Below are 23,361 nucleotides of genomic sequence, written 5' to 3' on the forward strand. Positions count from 1 at the left end.
TGGTAAACGCCGCGACATTAAGGTCGGCCGCCCTGCCGAAGCAGCGTCTAAATTATATATCGACGGGAGGTGAGCAACTGTTTATAGCAAAATGGGAAATTTTTAATCTTTTTTTAATCCATTATTTCGAAGACGTTCCATGAATGCTTCAACATCGGCAGCCAGCGGTGTGGCCGACTCCCGGTTGGCGTCCTGAATGGAGGCATAGATCTCTTGGCGAAAGATATCAATATGCTTCGGTGCGGATATGCCGATTCTTACGGTATCCCCTTCCACAGCAAGTACCGTGACTTCGATCTGATCCTGGATGACAATGGACTCACCCTTTTTCCTGGATAAAACCAGCATATTACACTCCACCTTTCACGGATAACGCATCTTCTTCCTCTTCGGCCCAGATCAGGTGACGTGTATCATATGCGGACTGATGAAGTACAACTTGTTTGCCCACTTGTTTTTCCGGGTTAAGTACGACTGGTGCCAGGAGATTCATTGTTGATTTGTTGGCTTGCGAATGGATGGTAACCAGAGAGAATACGGCGACTTGTTCGTCAATCTGCAACTCTTCCTTATCCACTGCACTTAACTCAAAACTGTAGTCAGGCGCAAACGTAAAAGGACTCACTAACAAGAAAGACAGTTCCTTCTCACGCACAGATTGCAAATAACTAAACGGTGTATCTACCCACGGGATTAGTGCGAATTCTGTTTCCTCTTCAAATCCAGGTAACCCTTTCGGAAATTGATAGATTTCTTTCTCCTGAACTTCAACTTCTCCCCACATGCTTGTCTGAATAATAATAATAAACGCCTCCTTGGCGGTGATTTTGTACAAAAAAAGCCATAGAGGGCTTCGTCCGAGACCGTCTATAGCTCACATTATAACTTATAACGCCATATCGATGGCTGGCGGTGTGTATTTAACTGATGCATATTGCTTCACATAGATATCCAGCTTGCCTCGTTGATACTCGATCTCCGGTTTGTGCACCGTCACATTCAGTTCAGAAACCGCCGGATCATAATTGATATCAGGTGGCCTAGTGTTAATACGAATGTCGACGTTATCAAAAGATGCGGGAGTTCTCGTCTCTGGAAAAGGCTGCGGCATCCAATCGCTGCCCACAATGTTCGCAATCGTATTCCCCGGTTTGTGAATGGCAGCCAGCTGATTTCCTTGTTCTACTCGCGCAGCTAGATTTTGAAGGAAATTTTGCTGGATTCCCGAGTAAATTCGGGCATTCATATCAATCATATTCCCGCCTGTATAGGCGGCGAATGCTTGGCTTTGATCTACATTAAGCTCAATCGGATGACTCTGAACCGTAAGTTTAGCCGGCTTAGTCTGAAGCTGTACATCCGCTTTCGGCTGACGGATAGAATATTTTCCAGGGTCGGCATCGATATTTAATATAGAAGGGGTTGTCTGAATCTGCACCACAGGAAGGATCTTCATACTGCACCCACTCCTCTTATCTCAGGAAATCCACCAGAGAAGGTGATATGATTTTTGCGCCAACAGACAATGAGGCATTATAGATGTTTTCCTGAATTTTGGATTTCAAGGACAGTTCTGCAATATCGGCATCCTCGACTTTGGCTTGAAGATCAGACAAATTGATACCCAGATCATCCAAACGCCCCATCATCAGATCAACACGGTTTGTTTTCGCTCCTATTTCGGATCGGATCGACAACATTTTACCCATACGAGAGTCCATGATATCCAGTTGATTAGCCAATTCTTTTTGGTTGCCATCTTGCAATGCTTGCATAACCGTATTCATGATAACAAATAGATTGTCTTGTTCTGTAGCTGTACCGAAAACTTCATTCCCGCTTACATTGATAGGCAGTTGCACACTTTCACCTACAATGAAATTGATTTTCCCTTGGTCCGTCACTACCGAAGCAGCATTGCTCGTATCTAGTGTACCGTCCGCATTAGATGGAAAATCATAAGGTTTGACATCATAGGTCTCGCCATTAAAAATGTATTTCCCATTAAGCTTACTATTCGAAATATCAATAAGCTGTTCCTTCAGCTGTTTTACCTCTTCATTAATGCTATCGAGTGCGGTCTGAGGATTGGTTCCTGTCGTCGCTTGAACCGTCAGTTCACGTAATCGCTGAACAACATTACCGGCCTGATTCAGCACGGTATCATTAAATTCCAGCCAGGAAACGGCACTATCCACGTTTTTCTGATATTGCTCATTAGATGATAATTCAGCGCGGTAACGAAGGGAGTACGTGATCCCTACCGGATCATCCGAAGGCTTGTTGATCTTACGCCCCGTAGCCAGTTGAGTCTGAGTGTTGTTCATCTGTTGTGCATTCCTGTTGAGGTTCATAAGCAACTGCGAACCCAGCATGTTATTTGTAATTCTCATGATCTGTTGTGTCACTCCCTTCTATTATCTGCCTACCATACCCGTGGAATTAATTAATTTATCAAGCAGCTGGTCGAATGTGGTCATAAAACGCGCTGATGCACTATACGCATGCTGGAACTTGATCATGTTCCCCATCTCTTCATCCAGTGAAACACCACTAACCGATTGACGGCGTGTATCTACTTGCTGTACCAGAAACTCCGAGTTGGATGTCTGACGTGCGGCTTCCTGCGATTGAACGCCTAACTGTCCCACAATAGCACTAAATTGAGCCCCAATCGTTGCACTGCTCAAACCGTCTGCGGATTTCATCGGAGTATCCTTCAGGTTTGCGATCAAGTTCGCAAGAGTGTTATTCCCTTTAATCACCGTTTCCGTGCCGGAAGCGGTTGTCGTTCGCAGAGATGTTGCAATTTTGTTCGGATCAGCCAATATTTCAGCATTTAAGGAGATATTCCCGGCAGTTATTGCAGTTCCGCCTCCAGCCGCAGTAAAGAACGGTAGTCCTCCGTTGTTCGTTCCATCCATGCTGTAACCCAGCTGATGTAATCCGTTCAACCCTTTTACTGTAACCTTCAGATCACTGGTCAGTGTCCGCGCTGCGCCCGTAAGACCCAACGAATTATTTTCCGGCAACACGGAACCCGCAGGTATAGTAATATCAATATCTCCATTGGCCAGCGTATTCGCTAAGTCATCCATCTGTTTACGATAATCACTCACCAGCGTATCTCTGGATCTGATCATACCGTGAACTTCACCATTGGTGAGCGTACCCGCTGTATAAGCATTATTCAAAAATGCTGAATCTACTGTTGCTTGAACCGCTCCACCCGTTACAAGCTCCTGTCCATTCATCTGAACCTGGTAGCCTTGTGGTGTATCGGTAACGGTAATATTCATAATTTTGGACAGCTTGTCCGCCATCAAGTCACGTTGGTCACGCAAATCGTTTGCATTATCGCCAAGGGATTCAACCTTCACAATTGCACTGTTCAGGTTTGCAATGTTACCCAGGTAACCCTGAATTTCATTACCCTTGACCGCAATATTACTGTCCAGATCCTGACTTAGAGAGTCTAATTGACGACTAATCTGATTCATAGCATCGGTAAGAGCCAGCGTGGTCTCTTTAACAATTCGGCGAGCCGTAACGTCTTCCGGGTTTTTACTTAGATCTGACCAGGATTTATAGAAATTATCCATAACCGTACGAAAACCAGTTTTGGAAGGCTCGTTGACAATTGCCTCAAGTTTCTCCAGTGTATCCCGTTGAATGGACCAACTCCCGAAGTTGGTATTTTCGTTGCGATATTGGTCATCCAGAAACTTCTCGCGAACACGGGTAATCGAGTCGAACTCTACCCCTGTTCCGAGTTGCCCTGGTGCCGTACTATGCAAAAATGCAAACGGCTCCATAGGAATGGATGCTTGCATATTCACTTTCTGACGTGAGTACCCCTCCGTATTGGCGTTGGCTACGTTATGACCTGTTGTGCTAAGAGCGGTCGTCTGTGCGAACAAACTGCGTTTAGCCGTTTCGATTGAATGAAATGTAGATGTCACCTGGTTTCCCCCTATTTAATCAGGCACGCGTGTCGAACAGACCGATTCGTCCTGGATTGCCGTGCTTATCAGCAGGATGCTGATAAGTTGCATCCTGTTCAGGCCTTGAAGCAAACATGTCCATCGATAGATCAATAAACATTAACGATTGCTCAATCAGCTTCTGGTTTAGTTGATTGATATCTTTCAATTCTTGTAATGTTCCCGCCAGCTTCTTCTGGACTTCAAACAACCGCTGTTTGTCAGCCGGATCAAAGATCAGCTTGGAAATCTCGGTAACATTCAGGTTCAGCATCGACTTGATGCCACGCTCCTGAAGCAGTTCGTGAACAGCATGTAGTCGCTCTGTATCCAGCGGCTCCTGCTGTTTCATAAACTTGGATTCCTTATTCATGATAGCGATAAGCTGGTCTACATCATTCTTGACGATAACTTCTCGTTTAACCTGACTGAGCGCCAGCATATCACGGTGACTTTGCTCCATCTGCTCTAAAACTGCAATTAATCTGTCCAGTGCTGCCATTACATAATCACCTATTCCTTATCAAAAGACTTGAAATACGGTAGCAACTTGTCAGCAAGCTTGCTACTGTCTACCTGATATGTTCCCGAGCTTACCTGCTCTTTCAACTCCTGAATCCGTTGCAACCGTCCTGTATCTTGCGTACGTCCTTGTTCTTCAAGCATCTTCATCGCCTCCGGAGAAATGGATACTTCATCCTTGCGGCGGCTTTTCTTGGTCTCAGCCTGCTGATTGGATTCAACATTCCTCTGATATGAATTGATGGCTCCAATTCGACTCGGTTCATTGATTTTCATTCGAAGTGCACTTCCTTTCACCTGATTTTTTTTCGTTGATATACGTATTTCTTTCTTTATCTTTATGTGTTCGAAATGAGTAGGATAATAAAAAAAACCGATAATCTTTAATAAGTTTATCGGTACGTTTCAAAACATTTGTTATAGCATTATTCGTATTTAAGACCACGTTCCTATGAATTGCGCAGTTTGTCGACGGCATTGTAGGTTCGTCCGCCTACTTGGTTGTTATCCTTCTGACCTACTTCACGAGCTGCCCCAGCCAAGTCTTTCGTTAGTCGAGTACGGCAGGAATCGCACATATGGCCTTCACGGATCAGCATTCCGCACACTTCACAAGGATACATCATATTCGGGGCGTTTTCGATGGAAATCCGTCCCTCTCGGATAAACTTCGTAATGGTTTTGATTGAGACTTCTGTCGCATCCGACAATTCCTGTATGTTGGCGCCTTTATTCTCGCGCAAATAGTCTACACAGATCTGGTATTCCTGCTCCATTTCCTTGATACAGTTCGAGCACACATCACGAAAATTCAATGCATACAATTTGCCGCAACGAGGACAATTCCCTAGATTCATCGCTAAAACTCCCCTCTCAAACTTCCTTTTCCGACTAGATAATATCTATACATTACCTTATTTTCTCATATGAAGTCCATAGCTTATTTACGAAATAAAAACGAAGACAGGATGCACGTTTACGCAAACCCGTCTCCGGAATTGTAATTACTATATATCATTAATTCAAGGTTCTAATACTCAGAGCAGAAGACCATACACTCGTATTCTGATCATTAAAAGCCCGAACACGGTATTTATGCACACTTGCCGGTAATAAATCCAGATGTACAAATGCTGGATCGCTAACAATCGCAACAATCTGTCCGTCTGCTTCAATCTCATAAGATGTAGCACCAGCTACATTTTCCCATGTGATTGTAATGCTTGTTCGATCTACTGTCCCTTTAGGAACCGCTACACTTAATTGAGTTACTCCCGTAATTATTTCGCTCCATGCTCCGGCACCGGAAGCATTTTTCGCTCGAATTCGGAAGGAATGCTCCGAATTGGGTGCAAACCCACTCTTCGTGTAGGCAACTGCATTGATTGCCACGATTGTACCATCAATCTCAAGATCATAACCGGTTGCCCCGCTTACCGCATTCCATTTTAGCGCAATTGCTGCGGTTGTTGCAGAATTCACAGTTAGACCTGATACACTTCCTGGCAGTGTCGTTTGGGAGACCACGGCTGTCCATGCACTCGCATTGGTATCGGTCAATGCACGTACGCGATACCTGTGAGCAGTGCCACCAAGTAGCTCGCTGTGAGTGTAAGAAGGTTCACTCACGGTTGCTACAGTGCTTCCGTCTGCCTCAATCTCATATTTCGTTGCTCCAACGACCCCTGTCCATGTCAAAACAACTGCTGTTTCTTCTGGCACACCTTTCAAAGCGGTTGGCAGGTTTAATTGCGTAGAGGCATTCAGCATGTCACTCCAGCTACCGATTCCGGCTGCATTTTTGGCACGGATTCGGAAAGTGTGGTCGGTGTTCGCCGCCAGACCACTCTTCGTGTACGCTGTTCCAGTAACCGCTACAACGGTGCCGTCGATTTCCAGCTCATAGCCTGTAGCTCCGATGGCTGCTGCCCATTTGATTGAGATTGCTGCAGTTGTTGCTGTGTTGAGCAATAGCCCTTCAACTTTACCTGGAACGGCACTCTGTGTTAGAACGGCTGTCCATGCACTTGTATTGGTTTCCGTTAATGCACGAACACGATATTTATGTGCTGTGCCTGGCAACAGGGAGGTATGACTATAGCTTGGTTCTTCCACCGTAGCTACGACTGCGCCGTCCGCTTCTATTTCGTACTTCGTTGCATTGGCAATCGCTACCCATGTCAGGTTGATTGCTGTTTCTTCCGATGTTGCTTTCAGAACAGGCGTGTTCAGTAATGTTGTTGCACTGATCAGCTCGCTCCACGCGCCCACACCCGCGGCGTTCTTCGAACGAATGCGGAAGGTGTGGTCGGTATTCGCTACGAGGCCACTCTTCGTATAGGCTGTGCCGGTTACCGCCACAACGGTGCCATCGATCTCCAGATCATAACCGGTGGCTCCTGTTACAGCTGTCCATTTTAACGCTATGGCTGCATTGGTTACTGTGTTAACGGCCAGACCACTGACGGATGCAGGTATCGTGCTTTGCGTCAGTACAGCTGTCCATGCACTTGTATTTGTTTCCGTTAATGAGCGAACACGATATTTATGCGCTGTACCTGGCAACAGGGAGATATGGTTGCAGCTTGGTTCTTCCACCGTAGCCACGACTGCGCCATCCGCCTCAATCTCATATTTGGTTGCATCCGCTACCGCTGCCCACGTCAGGTTGATTGCTGTTTCTTCGGATGCAGCTTTTAGAACAGGCGTGTTCAGTAGTGTTGTTGCACGGATCACGTCGCTCCACGCGCCCACACCCGCGGCGTTCTTCGAACGAATGCGGAAAATGTGGTCGGTATTCGTTACGAGGCCACTCTTCGTATAGGCTGTGCCGGTAACTGCTACGACTGTACCGTCAATCTCCAGATCATAACCGGTTGCTCCTGAGACAGCATTCCATTTTAACGCAATGGCTGCATTGGTCACGGTGTTAATCGCCAGACCACTGACGGATGCAGGAATCGTGCTCTGTGTTAGAACGGCTGTCCATGCACTTGTATTGGTTTCCGTTAATGCACGAACACGATATTTATGTGCTGTGCCTGGCAACAGGGAGGTATGACTATAGCTTGGTTCTTCCACCGTAGCTACGACTGCGCCGTCCGCTTCTATTTCGTACTTCGTTGCATTGGCAATCGCTACCCATGTCAGGTTGATTGCTGTTTCTTCCGATGTTGCTTTCAGAACAGGCGTGTTCAGTAATGTTGTTGCACTGATCAGCTCGCTCCACGCGCCTACACCCGCGGCATTCTTCGAACGAATACGGAAAGTGTGATCCGTGTTTGCCGCGAGGCCGCTCTTCGTATATGCAGTCCCGGTAGCCGCTACAACGGTGCCGTCGATTTCCAGATCATAACCGGTTGCTCCTGAGACAGCATTCCATTTTAACGCAATGGCTGCATTGGTCACGGTGTTAATCGCCAGACCACTGACGGATGCAGGAATCGTGCTCTGTGTTAGAACGGCTGTCCATGCACTTGTATTGGTTTCCGTTAATGCACGAACACGATATTTATGTGCTGTGCCTGGCAACAGGGAGGTATGACTATAGCTTGGTTCTTCCACCGTAGCTACGACTGCGCCGTCCGCTTCTATTTCGTACTTCGTTGCATTGGCAATCGCTACCCATGTCAGGTTGATTGCTGTTTCTTCCGATGTTGCTTTCAGAACAGGCGTGTTCAGTAATGTTGTTGCACTGATCAGCTCGCTCCACGCGCCTACACCCGCGGCATTCTTCGAACGAATACGGAAAGTGTGATCCGTGTTTGCCGCGAGGCCGCTCTTCGTATATGCAGTCCCGGTAGCCGCTACAACGGTGCCGTCGATTTCCAGATCATAACCGGTTGCTCCTGAGACAGCATTCCATTTTAACGCAATGGCTGCATTGGTCACAGTGTTAATCGCCAGACCACTGACAGAGTCAGGCAGTGTAGTTTGTGATTTTACTGCAGTCCAAGCACTTGTATTGTTGCTATTAATAGCACGCACACGGTATTTGTGTACTGTTCCCGCTTTAAGTGCTGTATGCGTGTAGATGGGTTCCGTTATGCCTCCGATAACCACTCCATCTACCTCAACTTCATAGGAAGTAGCTCCCTCAATTGCTGGCCATACGAGGATAATTTCCTCTTGTGTTGCATTCGTTTGAATAACCGGTGTGCTCATCTGAGTCGTTCCTGTGATAGCCTGACTCCAGCTTCCTGGCCCTCCTGCATTTTTAGGTCTGATTCTAAATGTATATTCGGTATTCGGTGTCAGACCTGTTTTATTGTATGTGGTGCCAGTGACAGCAACGATTGTACCGTCAATCTCCACGTCATAACCTGTAGCCCCTTTTACTGCACTCCAAGATAATGACAGTTTGTTTAACGTAGCATCCGTTATCTTGAATCCATCTGCACGATCAGGTACGGTCAACTGTTTTACAGTTACGCTCCAATCGCTCTCATTTGCAGCCGAATAAGCTTTGAGCGTATACGTATGCGTAGAGTTGGCTTCAAGCGCTCCATGCTCATAAGAAGTAACATTACCAAGCTCAATCGGTGTTCCGCCGTCGATTTGCAACTGGTAACGATCCGCGTATTCAACTGCGTTCCATTGAACTGTATTCTTGCTTTCTTCTGCTACTACTGTCAGAACAGGTTTCTTCAGCAGTGTGGTCAGGGTATAAGGTTCACTCCATTCACCTGTTCCAAGTTTGTTCACCCCGCGTACCCTATAGGTATATAAAGTGTTTGGGGATAACTGAGTGCTCGCATAACCAACACCATAAAATGGGCCTTTAATGGTCCCATTCTCCTCAATCTCATATTGGACAGCCTGTTTGGCAGCACCCCATGCAAGATTGGCCGCAACATCAGTAGCCGCGGCACTTAAGTTCACCGGAATTTCCGGGGTGGATGTGATTGGAGGATTGGTAGCTGATTCCTTCACAAAACTAAAAGATTCTGCTTTTCGGGTGTAATACGGGTTAAGGTTGGAGACAAAATCGACAACAACACCTGTATCCGCATTAACAACCAGACTAAGCTGAGTCGCTTCGAAGTTTTGTACATATCGTGGCGTTTCATATCCAAAGACATCCACATGAGATATATCCCACTGCCCCACGCTTGTACCGGATTGTCTATATTCCATCACCGTGTAGTAGTGCCAGATTTCTGAAAAATCGATCATGATCGCCTTTTCTACTTTCCCAGCATAAGTAGATGTGTATGTACCAAATGCTACATTCGTCATTTTCGGAACTGTTCCCGAAACAGACTGTCTTCGAGAAAATGAATATCCCGACGAATTCAAGCTATAATCTCTTGCCCATCTGAGATCAATTGCTTTTTGATTGACACGAAGATTCCCATCTTGCTCTGTAAGGACATAATGGTAGTCGTAACTGCTGGAAACAACCCTGCTACTCGTTGCGGCATGTGCCCGGTTCCCCCCGTACACGCCAAACTGACCGAATACCAGCATGAATACCAGTACACGGACAGTCCATAAATAAAAGCCGTTTTTTCTTCTCCCTGCAACCAATGTTGTTCTCCCCTTCAAAAGATATGTTTGCCCCACTCCTAGGATCACTTGTGGTGAATGACAGAACTATCTATTCTACGAGATAACATTGATTCCTCTTTTTAACATGTAAAAATTTTCTTGTAACGCTTTCAATCGATATATCATCAAACAACTGGACTATCAAATCTCGAATTCACAAAAAACAGATTCACAAACATTTAGTCATTAATATAAGAGCAAACGTTCCTGTAACACATCCTCCTCCTCATCAAGACAGGCTACGATCTGGCTAATGTAAGTGTATAAATCTCCACCGTTACGCCGGCTTTACTTGCGGCATGTAAAATGACATGCCCACAAGCGTCTAACGTACTTCCGGTCGTGTAGATGTCATCAATTAAAAGTAATTTAAACGGCTTGCTGTAATTCTTGAGCAGGCTGAAATCAAATTCATCAAGCTTGATAGAAAAGGCATGTTTCATCGTCTCGAATCGCTCGGCGCGAGACTTGAAGCTTTGTTTCCCTGTGTTGATCTGGCGTTGCAACAGATCAACACAGGGCAAACCAGCGGTGATGGCAAGCCCTGTTGCCAGACGCTCCGCCTGATTAAAGCCGCGTTCGGCCAGACGCTCGTCGCTCACGGGCACATACGTGACCGCATCCGGTCGCCATAGCGGCTTCCCGGTTTCTTTTTCATATATAAGAGTCAGTTCTTCACTCATCGCTTGAAAAGCTTGAGTTAACATAGCAGTTAGTAGCGGGGCATAGCGCTCATAGCCTCGAAATTTGTACATGCTTATCCAATCTTTCATTAGATCGTTATACTGGACGGCGCTACGATTGCAGAAGAAAGAGCGATGTTGCATATGCGGGCGCACACAGTCAGGGCATCCTACACCACGTCCACAGCGCTGGCAACGGATCGATCGAATCCATGGAATCTGCTGTACACAACGCGGGCAGATCCCGGGATAACGTGAGGACAACACCGCACGGGTTCCACAGGTCAAACATGGTGAACCCGGCGGGCCAAGCAGCTTATGGAGTTGTCCGGTTAAACGCTGAACATGCTCGAAGATATGAGAAATATAACTGAACATGAGGTGCTTCTCCTTTCTTAACGATATAACGAGACGACGTAGCGAGCATAAAGTATGTAATACACGTTCGGTTAGTATGTGTGAAGACCACTAGTGCTTGTGTAGCGATGGAATAGTTTTGTTTGAAGGTGGATACTGGTGTAAATAATGGTTCACATAAACGATTAGTCTGTAGTGAGCCTATTCAAGTTCAGTTGTGTATGTTGATGTAATGATGACTATGATCTTGGAGCTGGCGTACGGAGGTAACCTTTGCGACGGGCAATCGCGTTCATTTTGCGAATCTGGGATACAGCTTTCACTTGGGAACGAGTACGGCGGGATGCAGCAAATACGACACGGCCTGCCGGATCATCCAAGGAGCGCCCTGCCCGGCCTGCCATCTGTACGAGCGAAGCCTCGTCGAAAAGTCCGTTGTCTGCATCCAGAATAAATACATCGCTACGCGAAATCGTCACGCCTCGCTCCAAGATGGTGGTTGTCACAAGCAGACGGATGGAGCGTTCACGAAATGCAATGACTTTGGCGGCCCGCTCCGCATCCTGCGATGAAGTGCCTTCAATTGATATCGCAGGAAAAGTCCGACGCATCAGGTGCACAAAGGACTCAATCTGGGCGATACGCGTTACAAAAACAAATACCTGAGCATCACGTTGTAAGGAGGTACGAATGCTGCTCACAATGGTAGCTGGAAGTTGTTTGCGTTTGATGCATTGTGCCACAGTAGGCATGTTAACCAGCTTCGGTACAGGTAGCGGATGTCGATGGAAGCGGACAGGCACTTTGGCATGAGCAAGTTTGCCCAAAGCGACCTCGCGTTGCAAACGGGTTGGCGGCGTAGCGGACAAATAAATAAAATGCCCCTCCGGTTTACAGCAAGATGTAGCGGCATGGGCCAGCATGGGATCGTTATGATAAGGAAATGCATCAAGTTCGTCGATGATCACCAGATCAAAACCTTGGTAAAAACGCATAAGCTGGTGTGTGGTGGCCAGAGTAAGCTGCGCGTCTTTCCAGCGCTCCGAACTTCCGCCATAGAGCGTTGCGAGCGAGATGTCCGGGAATGCTTTGGCAAGGCGCGGAGCCAGCTCCAGCACAACATCCCTGCGCGGTGTAGCGACCAACGCTCGTCCCCCATGATCCAGGGTGTGCTGGATTAGTGGGAATATCATTTCCGTCTTGCCGGCCCCGGTCACGGCCCATAGCAAGAACCGCCCCGGCCCATCCCCTGCGGGCGGCCGGGCCAAAAACGCGAGCGCCGCGGCAGCTGCCGCGCTCTGCGCTGCGCTTAGCCCCCACCGGGCGAGTCCGCCGCCGGTGGGGGCCAGGGCCGTGCCACGCGATGCTTCGCCGCGTGCGGGCACGGCCCCTTGCGCTGCACTGCGTAGCAGCAGCGCACAAGCACGGCTGCGCCCTAGCGCGAGGCATGCCTCGCAGTAGGCGCACGCCGCCAGGCCGCAGGCAGCGCAGGGCACGCGCTGCCTGGCTTCGCTGCCACAGCGGTGGCAGCGGGGCGCGCTTCGCGCGCGGCCGAGCCACGCGAGCCTGCGGCGCGTGGCAGGCCCTTCGAGGGCGGCTGTGAGCTGCAGCCGCCCATGCAAGCGCGCGAGCTGCGCAGCCGCGCGCCAGCCCCTGGCGGCATGGCGGGCTCCGCCGCCAGCAGCGCCTCGGCCTCGGCCGCCAGTAATTGGCGGCCGCTCATCCGCTCAGCCAGCAGAGCTGCGCACTGCTCCAGCTGAGCCCAATACTCGGCGGGATATGGCTTCGGCATCCCGCCAACCCTAACTGCACGGATAGCTGCAGTCCCTTTCCCTCCATCCCCACCAATTCCTTTTTCCCTTTTATCGTTCTCCCCTCTGTCCAATCTACTTCCATTCCTCCATCTTACCGCTTCCGCCTGTTCGACCAACGCTCTCCTTGCCTCTATTTCACCCGAGAGATGCTCATACAAGTCCAGCTTGGTATTCAAGTAGCTTTGCCACGCCTCCATACGCCACATATCCATGCTGCGTTCGGGTACAAATTGATCTACCAGCCACGAAGCCTGACTTAACGGAAGATGCATACTTAACACCAGCCATTGTTGCACATGCCGTCCACTCATGCCCTCAAGCCACCACAGGACATCCACCTGAATGTCGAGAGACATGACCATATCCCACTCTTCCTCCGCCCGGTACACGTAAACCCCAACCTGCATCGCGTCTTCCCTCCCTTGTTCGTATCCGAAAAACAAAAAAAGCACATGCTGACCGACGTCTTCGCCGGAGCATGTGCTTCATGTCAATTCTGCATATCACAGTGATTATAATTATTCATACGATGACCATCTTCTAAAGCATTTCGAATTTCAACCTCACCGTATCCCGTTCCTTCAGCTACTTAGCTCGACTCTTTTCTTCCTCAATTTACATATAAATCAAGTATATGATTTTGAATTCTGCCCGTCAAGACAACCTTAACGTCACGTATTAACTCATTTAAAAATTTGGAATTTTTCCTTTGTATATGCGCAACTTTTTCCAGTTTTATCAGTCTATACTTCTAAGTTAAGACTTCTGACTTCAAAATGCTTCTTCAGCGTCATTTGGAGTGATAAATCCAGTCTTTAACCATAGATTGCAATAAAACCCATATTCAATTTAAAGGCAGACTTGGCTACAATTACAAAAAAAGATTACAGCAACAAGCTGTAATCTTTCTCATATCGAATCGGCATATCAACGTCTGCAAACGTGTAAAATGTGAGGATTATCTGCACCCAGCTTCATCATTGGACCTACGCAGATCAATGAGGCGATAATCACCATTCCTCTGCCCGGTATGTTCAAGTTCTGCTGGCACAGCAGGCAGATAAGACAACTCCATGCCTTGCCTTTGCATCATCTTCTCAATAATGGTTATCGTCTCTGCCTCTTGTTGCTCGGCGACCACCGTTAATGTAAAGCTCTTGCCGCGATATAATAATTCCAGGCAAAGTGATCGAATAATGCCTTCAATCCGTCCTACCTGATTGGAAGGAATGAGCAAAATCTGCTCGAAGCCTTCGGACTCCGGGCGGGAAGTATGGCGCTGGTGCATAAGATGAACGGCCATTGCCGCCAGGAAGTATATGAGCAGAATCATAGTCAGATGAGCAACCATGGCAACTGCACCTCCTCGGAAGGTCATGTTCACACATGGCGAACATCCCTGTATACCGTAGTATATGCAGCGTATTCCGAAGGGTTACAGCCAAACAACCAGTCGGCGCTCGCCTGAACCAATGTTCAGGACACCCTTACACTGTGTTCATGTACAGTGATAAAGTCCATCAACCCGCAAACCAATCCTTACTGGATAGGGCGCGAGTAGATACCTGTATAACAATTATTAGAATTAGAGTGTAACCCAGCCATATTTGATGGAGTTAATAACGGCCTGTGTACGGTCGTCCACTTCCATCTTCTGCAGAATGCTGCTGACATGGTTTTTCACTGTTTTTTCACTGATGAACAAAAATTCACCAATCATCTTGTTGCTCTTACCCTCAGCCATTAAACGCAATACCTCAGCTTCACGACGTGTCAGCGGGTTATTGTCTCCAGCAACAAATTTAACGCCTGCTTCCTTCGAAGCGCCTTCGCTCATCGCACCTGTTTCGTTAAGATACGTCATACGACGAAGTTGCATAATCAGTTTGCCCGTTACTTTAGGATGAATAAATGCATGCCCTTCATGAACGGAACGAATCGCGTTGATCAGCGACTCTGCTTCCATATCCTTCAGCAAATATCCGTTGGCTCCCTTACGGAGTGTTTCGAATACATAACTTTCATCATCATGAATGGACAAAATAATAACTTTTACATCCGGGAACAGCTCGCGCAGCTTCTCAGTGGCTTCGACGCCGTTCTCTACAGGCATGTTAATGTCCATCAGAACGATATCGGGTTTATCCTGATTACAGAATTCGAGCACTTGAATGCCATCGCCACATTCCCCGATGACCTCAATGTCGTCCTCCATATTTAAAATGCGTTTCAAGCCCTCTCGGAACAGCTGATGATCATCAGCCAAGAGAACTTTAATTGATGTTTTTCCAGTATCACGGTTTTCCATCCTGCTACTCCTTTCCCTTATCCACGTTTGTCGGGATATGAATGACTATTTTGGTTCCCTGGTTCTCTGCGGATTCAATCTCTATTCTTCCTTCTAACAGTTCAACCCGTTCTCTCATCCCGATCAGACCGAAGTGGTTGTGATCCTTGCTTTTCTTGGCAAGAAGCTCCGGTTTGAACCCAAGCCCATTGTCCTGAACGACAATTTTGACGAGCTGAGCCTGGTATGTAATTTCTACGACAACATATGTGGGATAAGCATGCTTGGCAGCATTAGACAGACCTTCCTGCACGAGACGATAGATTGCAGCCTCCATTGCAGATGAGAGACGATGTTCCTTGCCTCTTGTTTCAAAAAGCGACCGAATTTTTGTTTTTACTTCAAAATCCTGCACATACTTTCGAAGCGTTGGAATCAATCCCAGATCATCCAGTGCCATAGGACGCAGATTGAATATAACTTTTCTCATTTCTTCAAGACTTGAACGAACCTGGCCTTTCAAATCTACTATTTCGGCCTGAACCATCTTAAAATCCTGCTTCATGAGCATTCTTTCTACAATTTCCGTCCTAAGCACTAGATTAGCAAGCATCTGCGCAGGCCCGTCATGAATCTCGCGGGCAATACGTTTCCGCTCTTCCTCCTGGGCCAAAATTATTTTCAAACCAATCATTTGTCGATTCTTGGCAGATTCGATAATCCGGGTCACCTGACCCAGCTCTCCTGACAAGTATTCTAGCACAACGCCCATCTGCGAACCAATCGTCTCGGCACGCTCTACAGAAGCCTCCACATTTTTGGCACGCTTCTGCAGATCATCCCGACGGGCCTTTAGATACATTTCCTTCTCACGATAAATCATCAGATCCAGCTGTAGCTGTGTCGCTTTTTCATACGCCTGCTTGATATCATGCTCCGAATAGCGGACAAAGTCGCGGCTCACCTCTGTAAGCCGGATCCGGGAACGGCGGTAATTCAGCTCCAATTGATCTACTTTCTCGATCGTTTCCGCCGTTTCCTTCAGCACCGACTTCAACTCTTCATTGAGCGTCTTCAACTCATCACGAGTGGAGTCCATGATTTCAAACATTTGATATTTGCTGTTTTCCATGACTTGTATGGCGTTTTTTATGACGCGGTCTATGGCATCGGCTTGTAAATCCACGTTTGTTCGACTCCATTTCTATCGTTTCCGGTATATATCATACCATATCACGATGAGATGGTAACGGTCTTCGTGTTCTGTTCCCATTTTACAGTCAGCCCAAGTTGCTCGGAAACGAGTCTGAGGGGGACTAAAGTCCTACCCCCACTTACGTAAGGTGCAACCGTTGCGCTCTGTCTTTTGCCATTGAGAACAAATTCTTTCTGACCTACCACCAGATCGATCAGCTTGCTGCCGCGGATTACTGTAATCCGCTGATTTTTGCTGTCCCAGTTCGCCTGTCCGCCAAAGGCATCCAGTACATGTTTGATGGGCACATATGTTGTTCCATTTTTAATGACTGGTGCTGCATCAATCACCTTTTTTGTACCGTTCACCGTCATTGACTTCTGTCCAAGTACCAGTGAAGCTGTACCCGTAGGCAATCCAACTTCGCTGGATTTGGAAGGCATGGTGAACGCAATGTTGTCGAACGCAACCGTTCCCGTCATTGCACGCTCATCCTGTCCATCTTCTACATTCACGACATACACACGTTTCAGTTTCGCCGGATAAGCGATGTTCAGTCCATTCAGGTCAACATTAACCTTCTTCCATCCATTCCAGTCGATAGCTTTAGCCAGATCGGCATATACCGTTTTGCCTTTAGCATCCGTAAATTCTGCACGTAGCCAGTTCAGACTCTTGTCACCCATCACATCCATCGACATGGACGTTGCGGCCGCTAATACGTCTCTGCCTGTTGAACCGTTCAGCTGAGCATAAGCATACATTTTACCGGTTCCGCCCGTCATATCGTAACTGAGTTGCAGTACCTTTGAGCTTGCCTTCTCACCGGTTCCTACCACGACTGCGGCCGAGCCTGTCACCCCTGCTACATTTGTTGTGAAGTTAATCGGATAGTTCGCGTTTTCGAAATTTTCCCAGATCGTTTCGCTCGCTGCTGCAGAGAGTACAACAACCGTGCTGTAACCATCATAACGGCCGATCGCATAACCCACCTGTGCTCCATCATTCACAGAGGATACCGTTAACTGGTCACCTGCCACTTTTCCTTTGAACCCGATGAATTCCCATGTCAGAGAATCAGCTGGTACAGTCACGCTTTGCCAACTCTTCGTTGTAGCCGTCACCGGAATAGAAACGGTTGTACCCGCTTGGAGCGAACCAAGACCAGATCCGGCAGTCAGGGAAGCCAGCTCGCTACCGCCCAGTACCGTGACTTTGATCGAAGATGAAGCTCCGCTGCTTGTAGCCGTCAATGTTGCTGTACCCGGCTTCACACCTTTGACCGTTCCGTTGCTGACGCTGACAATCCCGTTATTGCTGGATTTCCAGGTCAATGGAATATTGCCTGTCGAGATCGGGTTGTAGTACGTGTCATAGCCTTTTGCAGAGTACTTGCCTTCCTGACCTGCAAGCAACGTTTGGCTGCCGCTTACCGCAAAACCTTTCAGCTTACCTTCGGGTGCTGTGGAGAACACACCAAGTGTATTCACAACTTGACGCTGCTCGGTACCATACTCGGTATTAAATGTCAGACTGGCTGACTGTTCACCTAGCGGACGTGTAACCATCGTTGTTGATCCGCCGCCATCCAGATTCATCCCTTTCCATACCCCGATACTCGTCATGAACGACTGCAATTCGGTCAAGGACATGCCGCTGCTATTGCCGTTTTTCTCGGCTGCAATAATATACACATATCGCCCATCCTGAGAATATCCTACCGCTGTTCTGGCACGGACACCACCTATGCCGGAAGAAGCAATATTCCGCGAGAAGGAAGCAGCCTGACCTCCGTTCACCAGAATCGTATGACCGCCAATCATCATGTCCAGATTATTCGGGTCAACAGACTGTCCTGTCGTTTTGGCAACCAACTTGTAATCTGCTCCAACTGTTTGTCCAACAGACAGGTGACTCATGACCCATGTTGCCGCTGTACCATGTGCACGGAGGATATACCCGTCCGGCGGTACGGTCATATTTAATGCCTTTTTATCCGAAATTTGCGTGATGACACCATTCTGAACGAGTACCTCCGTCGGCGTTGTGGAAGGATCATTCGGACGTTTGGTCGACGTCCATGCAGGTGTATAAATATACATGGAGTTCACATGGCTGTATGTACCCGCTCCCGTTTCAACCGTATAGTCCTCCTTATTTATCCCACGCAGAGCGAATGTTGAACCATCCTGCGCCTTTACTGTGCCGTCAAATGAATATTCATCAATCATCGGCTTGCCATCTTTGGTTACCGTGAGAGCATACATGCCCTTCAGTTCCGAAGGCGTAGACACCAATACACCGTCAGAGACTTGACCGCCGATCGGTGACATTTCTCCGGATACGTTAAAATAATCTCCGTTCACCGCAGCGACCGCGCCGTTTTCCTTCGCCATACCGCCAGTGCTTTGTTTACTGTTTAATTTATTTCCCTTGCCTGTCATTACATCCAGTTTCACGTATGGATTTTGCAAGTCTACCTGGATCACATCGGCAAGCACATTTACCTTCGAACCTGAACGTGTTGTCGTATATCTGTATTTCATGAGCTTCGCACCCGAAGTCAAAATCTCTTCGCCCAGCTTGCTCGTATTCGTCGATGCCGCCGCGGCTACGGATTGCCACGAAGTTCCTGACCACATCTGTCCACCTGCACTCATCACAGGCGCAATCCAGATCACACCTGCCAGTGTTACAATTGCCCATTTCTTTGCCTTATTGTACTTAACGCCTTCCAGCTGTTTCCCATGTTTCCCCAGCATGTTCGAAACGTCTCTCCCATCTTGTATATCAATCTTAGATATCACACAGATCCTGCCTAGTGACAGTCTCACAGCGTGATCCCTAGCATACCCTTCTATTAATAGACTGTTTTTTGTAGAAAAAGTTACGTTAATCATGAATATTAAGGGCTTTTCTGGTAAAAAAAGACCCAGGTATAGAGTAAACCTCCATACCTGGGAATCATCCTGCATATTACTATTTAAACCTCCATATTGAATGGGTTTGTATCCAGTTCAATATATCTACAGATAACCAATCCGATCCAACATCCGTTTTAACATCACTGCTGCTTGTTCTCTCGTTGCCTTACCCGTAGGTCTGAAAGTCTCATCGAGGTGCCCTTGGATGATGCCTGTTTGCACGGCTTTTGCTACAGAATCCTTGGAACCTTTGATCTTGGCTTTATCCTTAAATACCTTGAGCGTATCCTCGGCCTTTTCCTGAAGTGCCGGAGGCTGGCCTACGAAATCCATTGCTTTGACGAGCATAATCGCCATTTGTTCACGCGTGACCGGGCTGTTTGGCTGGAACTTCCCATTGCCTACCCCTTGAATAATCTTTGCCTTCACTGCAGCACCAATATATCCATTGGTCTCAGGTTTTCTGCCAAGGTCCGTAAATGATGTTGCAGATGCATCCGGTTTGAGTCCCAAACCTCTTGCAACAAGTTCAGCAAACTCGGCACGAGTGATATTCGTTTTGGTATTATACTTGTCCAGATTATCTGAAGTGATAATCCATTTGGAAGCGAGTTCCGTTAACGCTTCCCTAGACCAGTCCGACGCTTTAGGGAAGCTGACCAGATGGGTGATCGGTGCAATCACGCGGTTTCCATCCAACAAACCACGTGCTACGATCCCTGTCGAAGAGGTTCGATAAGCCGTTGGTATATACGATAACGATTGTGAGTTGGGGTCAATCGCTGTCAAGGTTGTTAACAGTGTAGATGTGTTTCCAGGCACCTTCGTTAAATATTCACTTTTAATATTTTGCTCTACACTCTTCCCCGTGTTTCCATTAAAGAGCGTAACATAGGTTTCTGTTGCTTCTCCCAGACTCTGTGCGTTGGATCTGGATAACATGAAGTCCATGGCACCTGCTGAAAGTCTTGGCACAGGCTCCATCTGTACGTACAGGGTCGCTGTCCCTGGAGCCGTTGTGATTCCCGCACTTTGTCCCATTGTTACAAACTTCAGGTCTGCAAGAGGGACCATCCATACATTGTCTTTATATTTGACACCGATCGTACCTGCACGATATTTGCCTGCCAGTTGGGATAGCTTGTGGAATGGAATACCCACATAGGCTGCTTCACTCGTCGTTGGGACTTCGAATATGATCGGTTGATTCAACTTAAAGCTGTTCGAGGCATAATTGAACGCCTGTTCAAGTTTATTTTCGTCCAGTGTGTACTGCTGTATTGTTCGGTTATAACGAGATGCTGCCATCTTAGCTGTTGCTGCATCTGTACTTAGAATTAACATACTTTGAGCAAAACCGGAGTTATTTGCATTACGTTCCGTCAGCCACGCCGGGAGTCCTAACGATGTATTATCTGTTGGCGTCGTAGTCGCTGCCTTCTCTTGCAACGTCAATGGTCCGAACGCAGCCACTTCTGTATTCAAAGCATCTCTAAGCTGAACGCCACCTGGGGTGTACGTCACTGTAGCAACCTGTCCGGTCTGAGCAGCTTTGGACAGTTTAACCGTCACAACAGACCCATTAACCGAGGCGGAGCTAACCGGAATGATTTCATTGCCAGACTGTACTTTAAATTGCGAGGGAGTCAGTACAGCTTCTGATTTTAATGTGTTTCGGAAGTTAATCTGGACCGTATCTCCCTGCAGAATACCGGACAGAATTGTACCGTTTCCGAAGGTCTGTGTCACAGGTACAAGATCCAGTAAAACGGCCTGATTGTTAGCCATATCCGTCAAGCGAGAGGTTCCCGGTACATAAGATAACGTCACCACTTGCGTACTTGTCACTGGAGTTGTCAGCGTTAGTGTCACCAGATCATCATCAATGTCTACATTGTTAACAAAGATCGCTTTGCCGTCTGCCAGTACCGAGTATTGATTATTCATCGGTTTGTTTAACCGGCTTAGCGGCTCATTGTAATACATCCACAGCTTATTAGCATTAACTTCAGCCTTCTGGAATACAGGCGGCTTTGAATCATTACTGTTCCGCACATAGAAACCGCTGAAACCTGCAAGCGGCTGCCCGCGGCTATCTTTTACAGGCTGGTCACCTGGCTGATACGATACTCGTACCACCTCACCATTGCTAATTGAAGAACTAAGGTTCAACGTAACCTGTGAGCTAGTGTTGGTTGAGATGCTTCTTACGCCAATGGTTTTGCCATCGGCAGTAACACTGAACTGTTTATACGCATCACTGGAGTTAATATATACCGTCTCCGGATAGTAGAGAACGATGCTGTTTGTATATGCCACACCTTCACGAGGTTTGGACATGATCGAGTCCAGTCCATTCTCTACATCTCGTGCCGAGAAGGAGACCGCAGAGTTCAGGGACAAGTCCTGAACTCTACGTGAAGTTGTCGTCGGGACGGTATAAGCTACTTTCACAACTTGTCCTACAGCGACACCTGTATCCAGCACAACATACACGCTATCCCCTGAAACATACGCCGTACTTACACTGCGATTATCTCCATTGACCGTCACTGCAAAGCTGGAAGGCAACAGGTCAAACGTAGATAACCATTCATCATACGTCAAACGAATAATCGTATTGCTGTACATTTTTGCTGTTTTGAGCACCGGTGGTGTCGTGTCAACAGACAAGGTTCTGAACGTCCACGAGGTTGTCCCCGTTAGGCCTGTAAACAGATTGCCGGACCGATCCCGGAAGACGTTACCCGGAATATCCACCGTATACGTTGTGTTACTCGTCAGGCTGGATTGCGGAATGATACGCAGCTGACGGTTGTTGGAGCTGTTAATGATCGTTGTTGCGTTCACCGTACCGCCGTTTGAACTTCTCAGGATGGCTTGAGCGGAATAATTGGTATCCAATTCTTTGGTGAAGGTTACGTTTAGTTCCGTCGTAAGAGCTATGCCTGTTGCTCCATTTGCTGGAGACAAAGAAGCCACTGTGATAGCCGATGGATCGGAGATCACACTGAATCCCCAGTCGATTCGCTGGATCGCAGCCGTGTCATTGCCAAGCGCATCACGGAAAAAACCTTCGGGTATAGCTATGTATACGGTGCTATTATTCGCCCAGTTTCGAACAGGGTCAATTGTCACAATGGTTTGTGAACTGTTAAAACTAATTTGCGAAGAGTTCGCATCCACCTCTTCAAACAATTCATTCCCTTGATAAATCTGTAGCTTTCCAGTACCTCTAGACATCGCTTGATCAAAGGTCAATGTGAGATTTGCTGAAGGCGATACGCCCGTAGATGCCGTTTGCGGTGTTCGATTCAGCAGTTTAGCCGGATTTACAGAAGCTACATGGAACGTCCACTCCTTATCCAGTCCTTCAAAAAAAGTTTGGCCATCCGCATATACAAAAGATCGATTGCCAATAGAGACATAGAAACTTCCAGCTGGCAATGCAGGACTAGGCGTAATTGTGACCACCTTTCCCAGATCTGGATCAACAGCCACATTATCAGGTGTAATACTTACAGTCGGGTCACCAACATTGATACTACGCACAACCGAGTTATCCGAAAGTCGGTGGATAATGATTAGCTCTTGCGTATTCGCTACTTTTCTCACCGGGTTGGTAAATTCAATCTTCAGCGGCTGTGTTCCGTCTGCCTGTGTTGCATTTAACAAAGGTAATGTGGCGCTAATTCCCTTCGCAGCCAAGTCATCTGCGGCATAAGCTGTATTTCCACCTGTCCAGCCGCCTAGCAAACCCTGTGTCATTAACATCACGATTAATAGTGTAATCCATCCCTTACGGGCCCAATTCTTCACAAACACCCATCCTTTCCCCTCAATCCTTAGTCCTTATGTCTGATTTACAGACCTCTATATGTATGTCGGCCACAGAAGGAATATCTGTTAGTTATTTGGATATATATTACATTTAATTTATAACTTATCGGGCTTACTTGTCTTTAAGATTACTAGGCTAGAAGAGTCTATTATTTAATAAGATTCTCAGGAGCTCATGACAAAAAAGCCCTGGTTCCTAAACGGAA

At 47.4% G+C, this 23,361-nt stretch carries 17 protein-coding genes; all 17 read right to left on the reverse strand.

The window, feature by feature from the left end; translation table 11 throughout:
* Positions 1-102 precede the first annotated feature (102 nt).
* The 17 genes from csrA to MKY23_RS25555 all read right to left on the reverse strand — a co-directional run bounded on the left by csrA (position 103) and on the right by MKY23_RS25555 (position 23,134).
* On the reverse strand, positions 103-348 hold the full coding sequence (csrA, locus tag MKY23_RS25475; protein WP_311282387.1) for a carbon storage regulator CsrA: 246 nt from the start codon (positions 346-348) through the stop codon (positions 103-105).
* Between the two features lies 1 nt (position 349).
* A complete protein-coding gene (fliW, locus tag MKY23_RS25480; RefSeq protein ID WP_339833076.1) occupies positions 350-835 on the reverse strand; it encodes a flagellar assembly protein FliW in 486 nt (161 codons plus the stop codon).
* Positions 836-886: 51 nt separating this feature from the next.
* On the reverse strand, positions 887-1,456 hold the full coding sequence (locus MKY23_RS25485; RefSeq protein WP_339833078.1) for a DUF6470 family protein: 570 nt from the start codon (positions 1,454-1,456) through the stop codon (positions 887-889).
* A gap of 16 nt (positions 1,457-1,472) precedes the next feature.
* Entirely contained in the window at positions 1,473-2,393 is a 921-nt protein-coding gene (gene flgL, locus MKY23_RS25490; RefSeq protein WP_339833080.1) for a flagellar hook-associated protein FlgL, read from the reverse strand.
* 24 nt (positions 2,394-2,417) lie between these two features.
* Complete coding sequence (flgK, locus tag MKY23_RS25495) at positions 2,418-3,962, reverse strand: flagellar hook-associated protein FlgK (RefSeq protein WP_339833082.1); 1,545 nt, start codon at positions 3,960-3,962, stop codon at positions 2,418-2,420.
* Positions 3,963-3,981: 19 nt separating this feature from the next.
* Complete coding sequence (locus tag MKY23_RS25500) at positions 3,982-4,485, reverse strand: flagellar protein FlgN (protein ID WP_145414110.1); 504 nt, start codon at positions 4,483-4,485, stop codon at positions 3,982-3,984.
* Positions 4,486-4,496: 11 nt separating this feature from the next.
* On the reverse strand, positions 4,497-4,781 hold the full coding sequence (gene flgM, locus MKY23_RS25505) for a flagellar biosynthesis anti-sigma factor FlgM (protein ID WP_154984739.1): 285 nt from the start codon (positions 4,779-4,781) through the stop codon (positions 4,497-4,499).
* Between the two features lie 173 nt (positions 4,782-4,954).
* Positions 4,955-5,362 (reverse strand): TIGR03826 family flagellar region protein, encoded by a 408-nt coding sequence (locus MKY23_RS25510; RefSeq protein ID WP_123065335.1) that lies wholly within the window; start codon positions 5,360-5,362, stop codon positions 4,955-4,957.
* A 160-nt stretch (positions 5,363-5,522) separates the two neighbouring features.
* Entirely contained in the window at positions 5,523-10,052 is a 4,530-nt protein-coding gene (locus tag MKY23_RS25515) for a fibronectin type III domain-containing protein (protein WP_339833087.1), read from the reverse strand.
* Between the two features lie 242 nt (positions 10,053-10,294).
* A complete protein-coding gene (locus MKY23_RS25520; protein WP_221791259.1) occupies positions 10,295-10,810 on the reverse strand; it encodes a ComF family protein in 516 nt (171 codons plus the stop codon).
* A 524-nt stretch (positions 10,811-11,334) separates the two neighbouring features.
* Positions 11,335-12,591: a helicase-related protein gene (locus MKY23_RS25525; RefSeq protein WP_339833094.1), complete on the reverse strand. Its 1,257-nt coding sequence runs from the start codon at positions 12,589-12,591 to the stop codon at positions 11,335-11,337.
* Positions 12,531-13,316, reverse strand: coding sequence for a hypothetical protein (locus tag MKY23_RS25530; RefSeq protein ID WP_339833096.1), 786 nt, complete (start codon positions 13,314-13,316; stop codon positions 12,531-12,533). Before MKY23_RS25530 ends, MKY23_RS25525 begins: the two co-directional genes overlap by 61 nt.
* A gap of 551 nt (positions 13,317-13,867) precedes the next feature.
* Positions 13,868-14,260 carry a hypothetical protein gene (locus tag MKY23_RS25535; RefSeq protein WP_090922927.1) on the reverse strand — a complete coding sequence of 131 codons (393 nt, stop codon included), beginning with the start codon at positions 14,258-14,260 and terminating at the stop codon, positions 13,868-13,870.
* A 234-nt stretch (positions 14,261-14,494) separates the two neighbouring features.
* Entirely contained in the window at positions 14,495-15,217 is a 723-nt protein-coding gene (locus MKY23_RS25540) for a response regulator transcription factor (RefSeq protein WP_063567747.1), read from the reverse strand.
* 4 nt (positions 15,218-15,221) lie between these two features.
* A complete protein-coding gene (locus MKY23_RS25545) occupies positions 15,222-16,382 on the reverse strand; it encodes a sensor histidine kinase (RefSeq protein ID WP_090922925.1) in 1,161 nt (386 codons plus the stop codon).
* Positions 16,383-16,429: 47 nt separating this feature from the next.
* The gene (locus tag MKY23_RS25550; RefSeq protein ID WP_154984742.1) at positions 16,430-19,153 is read right to left on the reverse strand and encodes a stalk domain-containing protein; all 2,724 of its coding nucleotides are present in this window, start codon (positions 19,151-19,153) and stop codon (positions 16,430-16,432) included.
* A 264-nt stretch (positions 19,154-19,417) separates the two neighbouring features.
* The gene (locus MKY23_RS25555) at positions 19,418-23,134 is read right to left on the reverse strand and encodes a SwmB domain-containing protein (protein ID WP_339833102.1); all 3,717 of its coding nucleotides are present in this window, start codon (positions 23,132-23,134) and stop codon (positions 19,418-19,420) included.
* Positions 23,135-23,361 lie beyond the last annotated feature (227 nt).

The sequence above is a fragment of the Paenibacillus sp. FSL R7-0272 genome, assembly GCF_037969905.1.
Taxonomy (GTDB): Bacteria; Bacillota; Bacilli; order Paenibacillales; family Paenibacillaceae; genus Paenibacillus; species Paenibacillus polysaccharolyticus.

Excerpts from the sequence above, each read along its gene's own strand:
- MKY23_RS25510 (WP_123065335.1), bottom strand. The coding sequence starts at position 5,362 with ATGAATCTAGGGAATTGTCCTCGTTGCGGCAAATTGTATGCATTGAAT.
- csrA (WP_311282387.1), bottom strand. The coding sequence starts at position 348 with ATGCTGGTTTTATCCAGGAAAAAGGGTGAGTCCATTGTCATCCAGGAT.
- MKY23_RS25500 (WP_145414110.1), bottom strand. The coding sequence starts at position 4,485 with ATGGCAGCACTGGACAGATTAATTGCAGTTTTAGAGCAGATGGAGCAA.
- MKY23_RS25535 (WP_090922927.1), bottom strand. The coding sequence starts at position 14,260 with ATGGTTGCTCATCTGACTATGATTCTGCTCATATACTTCCTGGCGGCA.
- MKY23_RS25520 (WP_221791259.1), bottom strand. The coding sequence starts at position 10,810 with ATGTACAAATTTCGAGGCTATGAGCGCTATGCCCCGCTACTAACTGCT.
- flgM (WP_154984739.1), bottom strand. The coding sequence starts at position 4,781 with ATGAAAATCAATGAACCGAGTCGAATTGGAGCCATCAATTCATATCAG.
- MKY23_RS25550 (WP_154984742.1), bottom strand. The coding sequence starts at position 19,153 with ATGCTGGGGAAACATGGGAAACAGCTGGAAGGCGTTAAGTACAATAAG.
- MKY23_RS25530 (WP_339833096.1), bottom strand. The coding sequence starts at position 13,316 with ATGCAGGTTGGGGTTTACGTGTACCGGGCGGAGGAAGAGTGGGATATG.
- MKY23_RS25485 (WP_339833078.1), bottom strand. The coding sequence starts at position 1,456 with ATGAAGATCCTTCCTGTGGTGCAGATTCAGACAACCCCTTCTATATTA.
- flgL (WP_339833080.1), bottom strand. The coding sequence starts at position 2,393 with ATGAGAATTACAAATAACATGCTGGGTTCGCAGTTGCTTATGAACCTC.
- MKY23_RS25540 (WP_063567747.1), bottom strand. The coding sequence starts at position 15,217 with ATGGAAAACCGTGATACTGGAAAAACATCAATTAAAGTTCTCTTGGCT.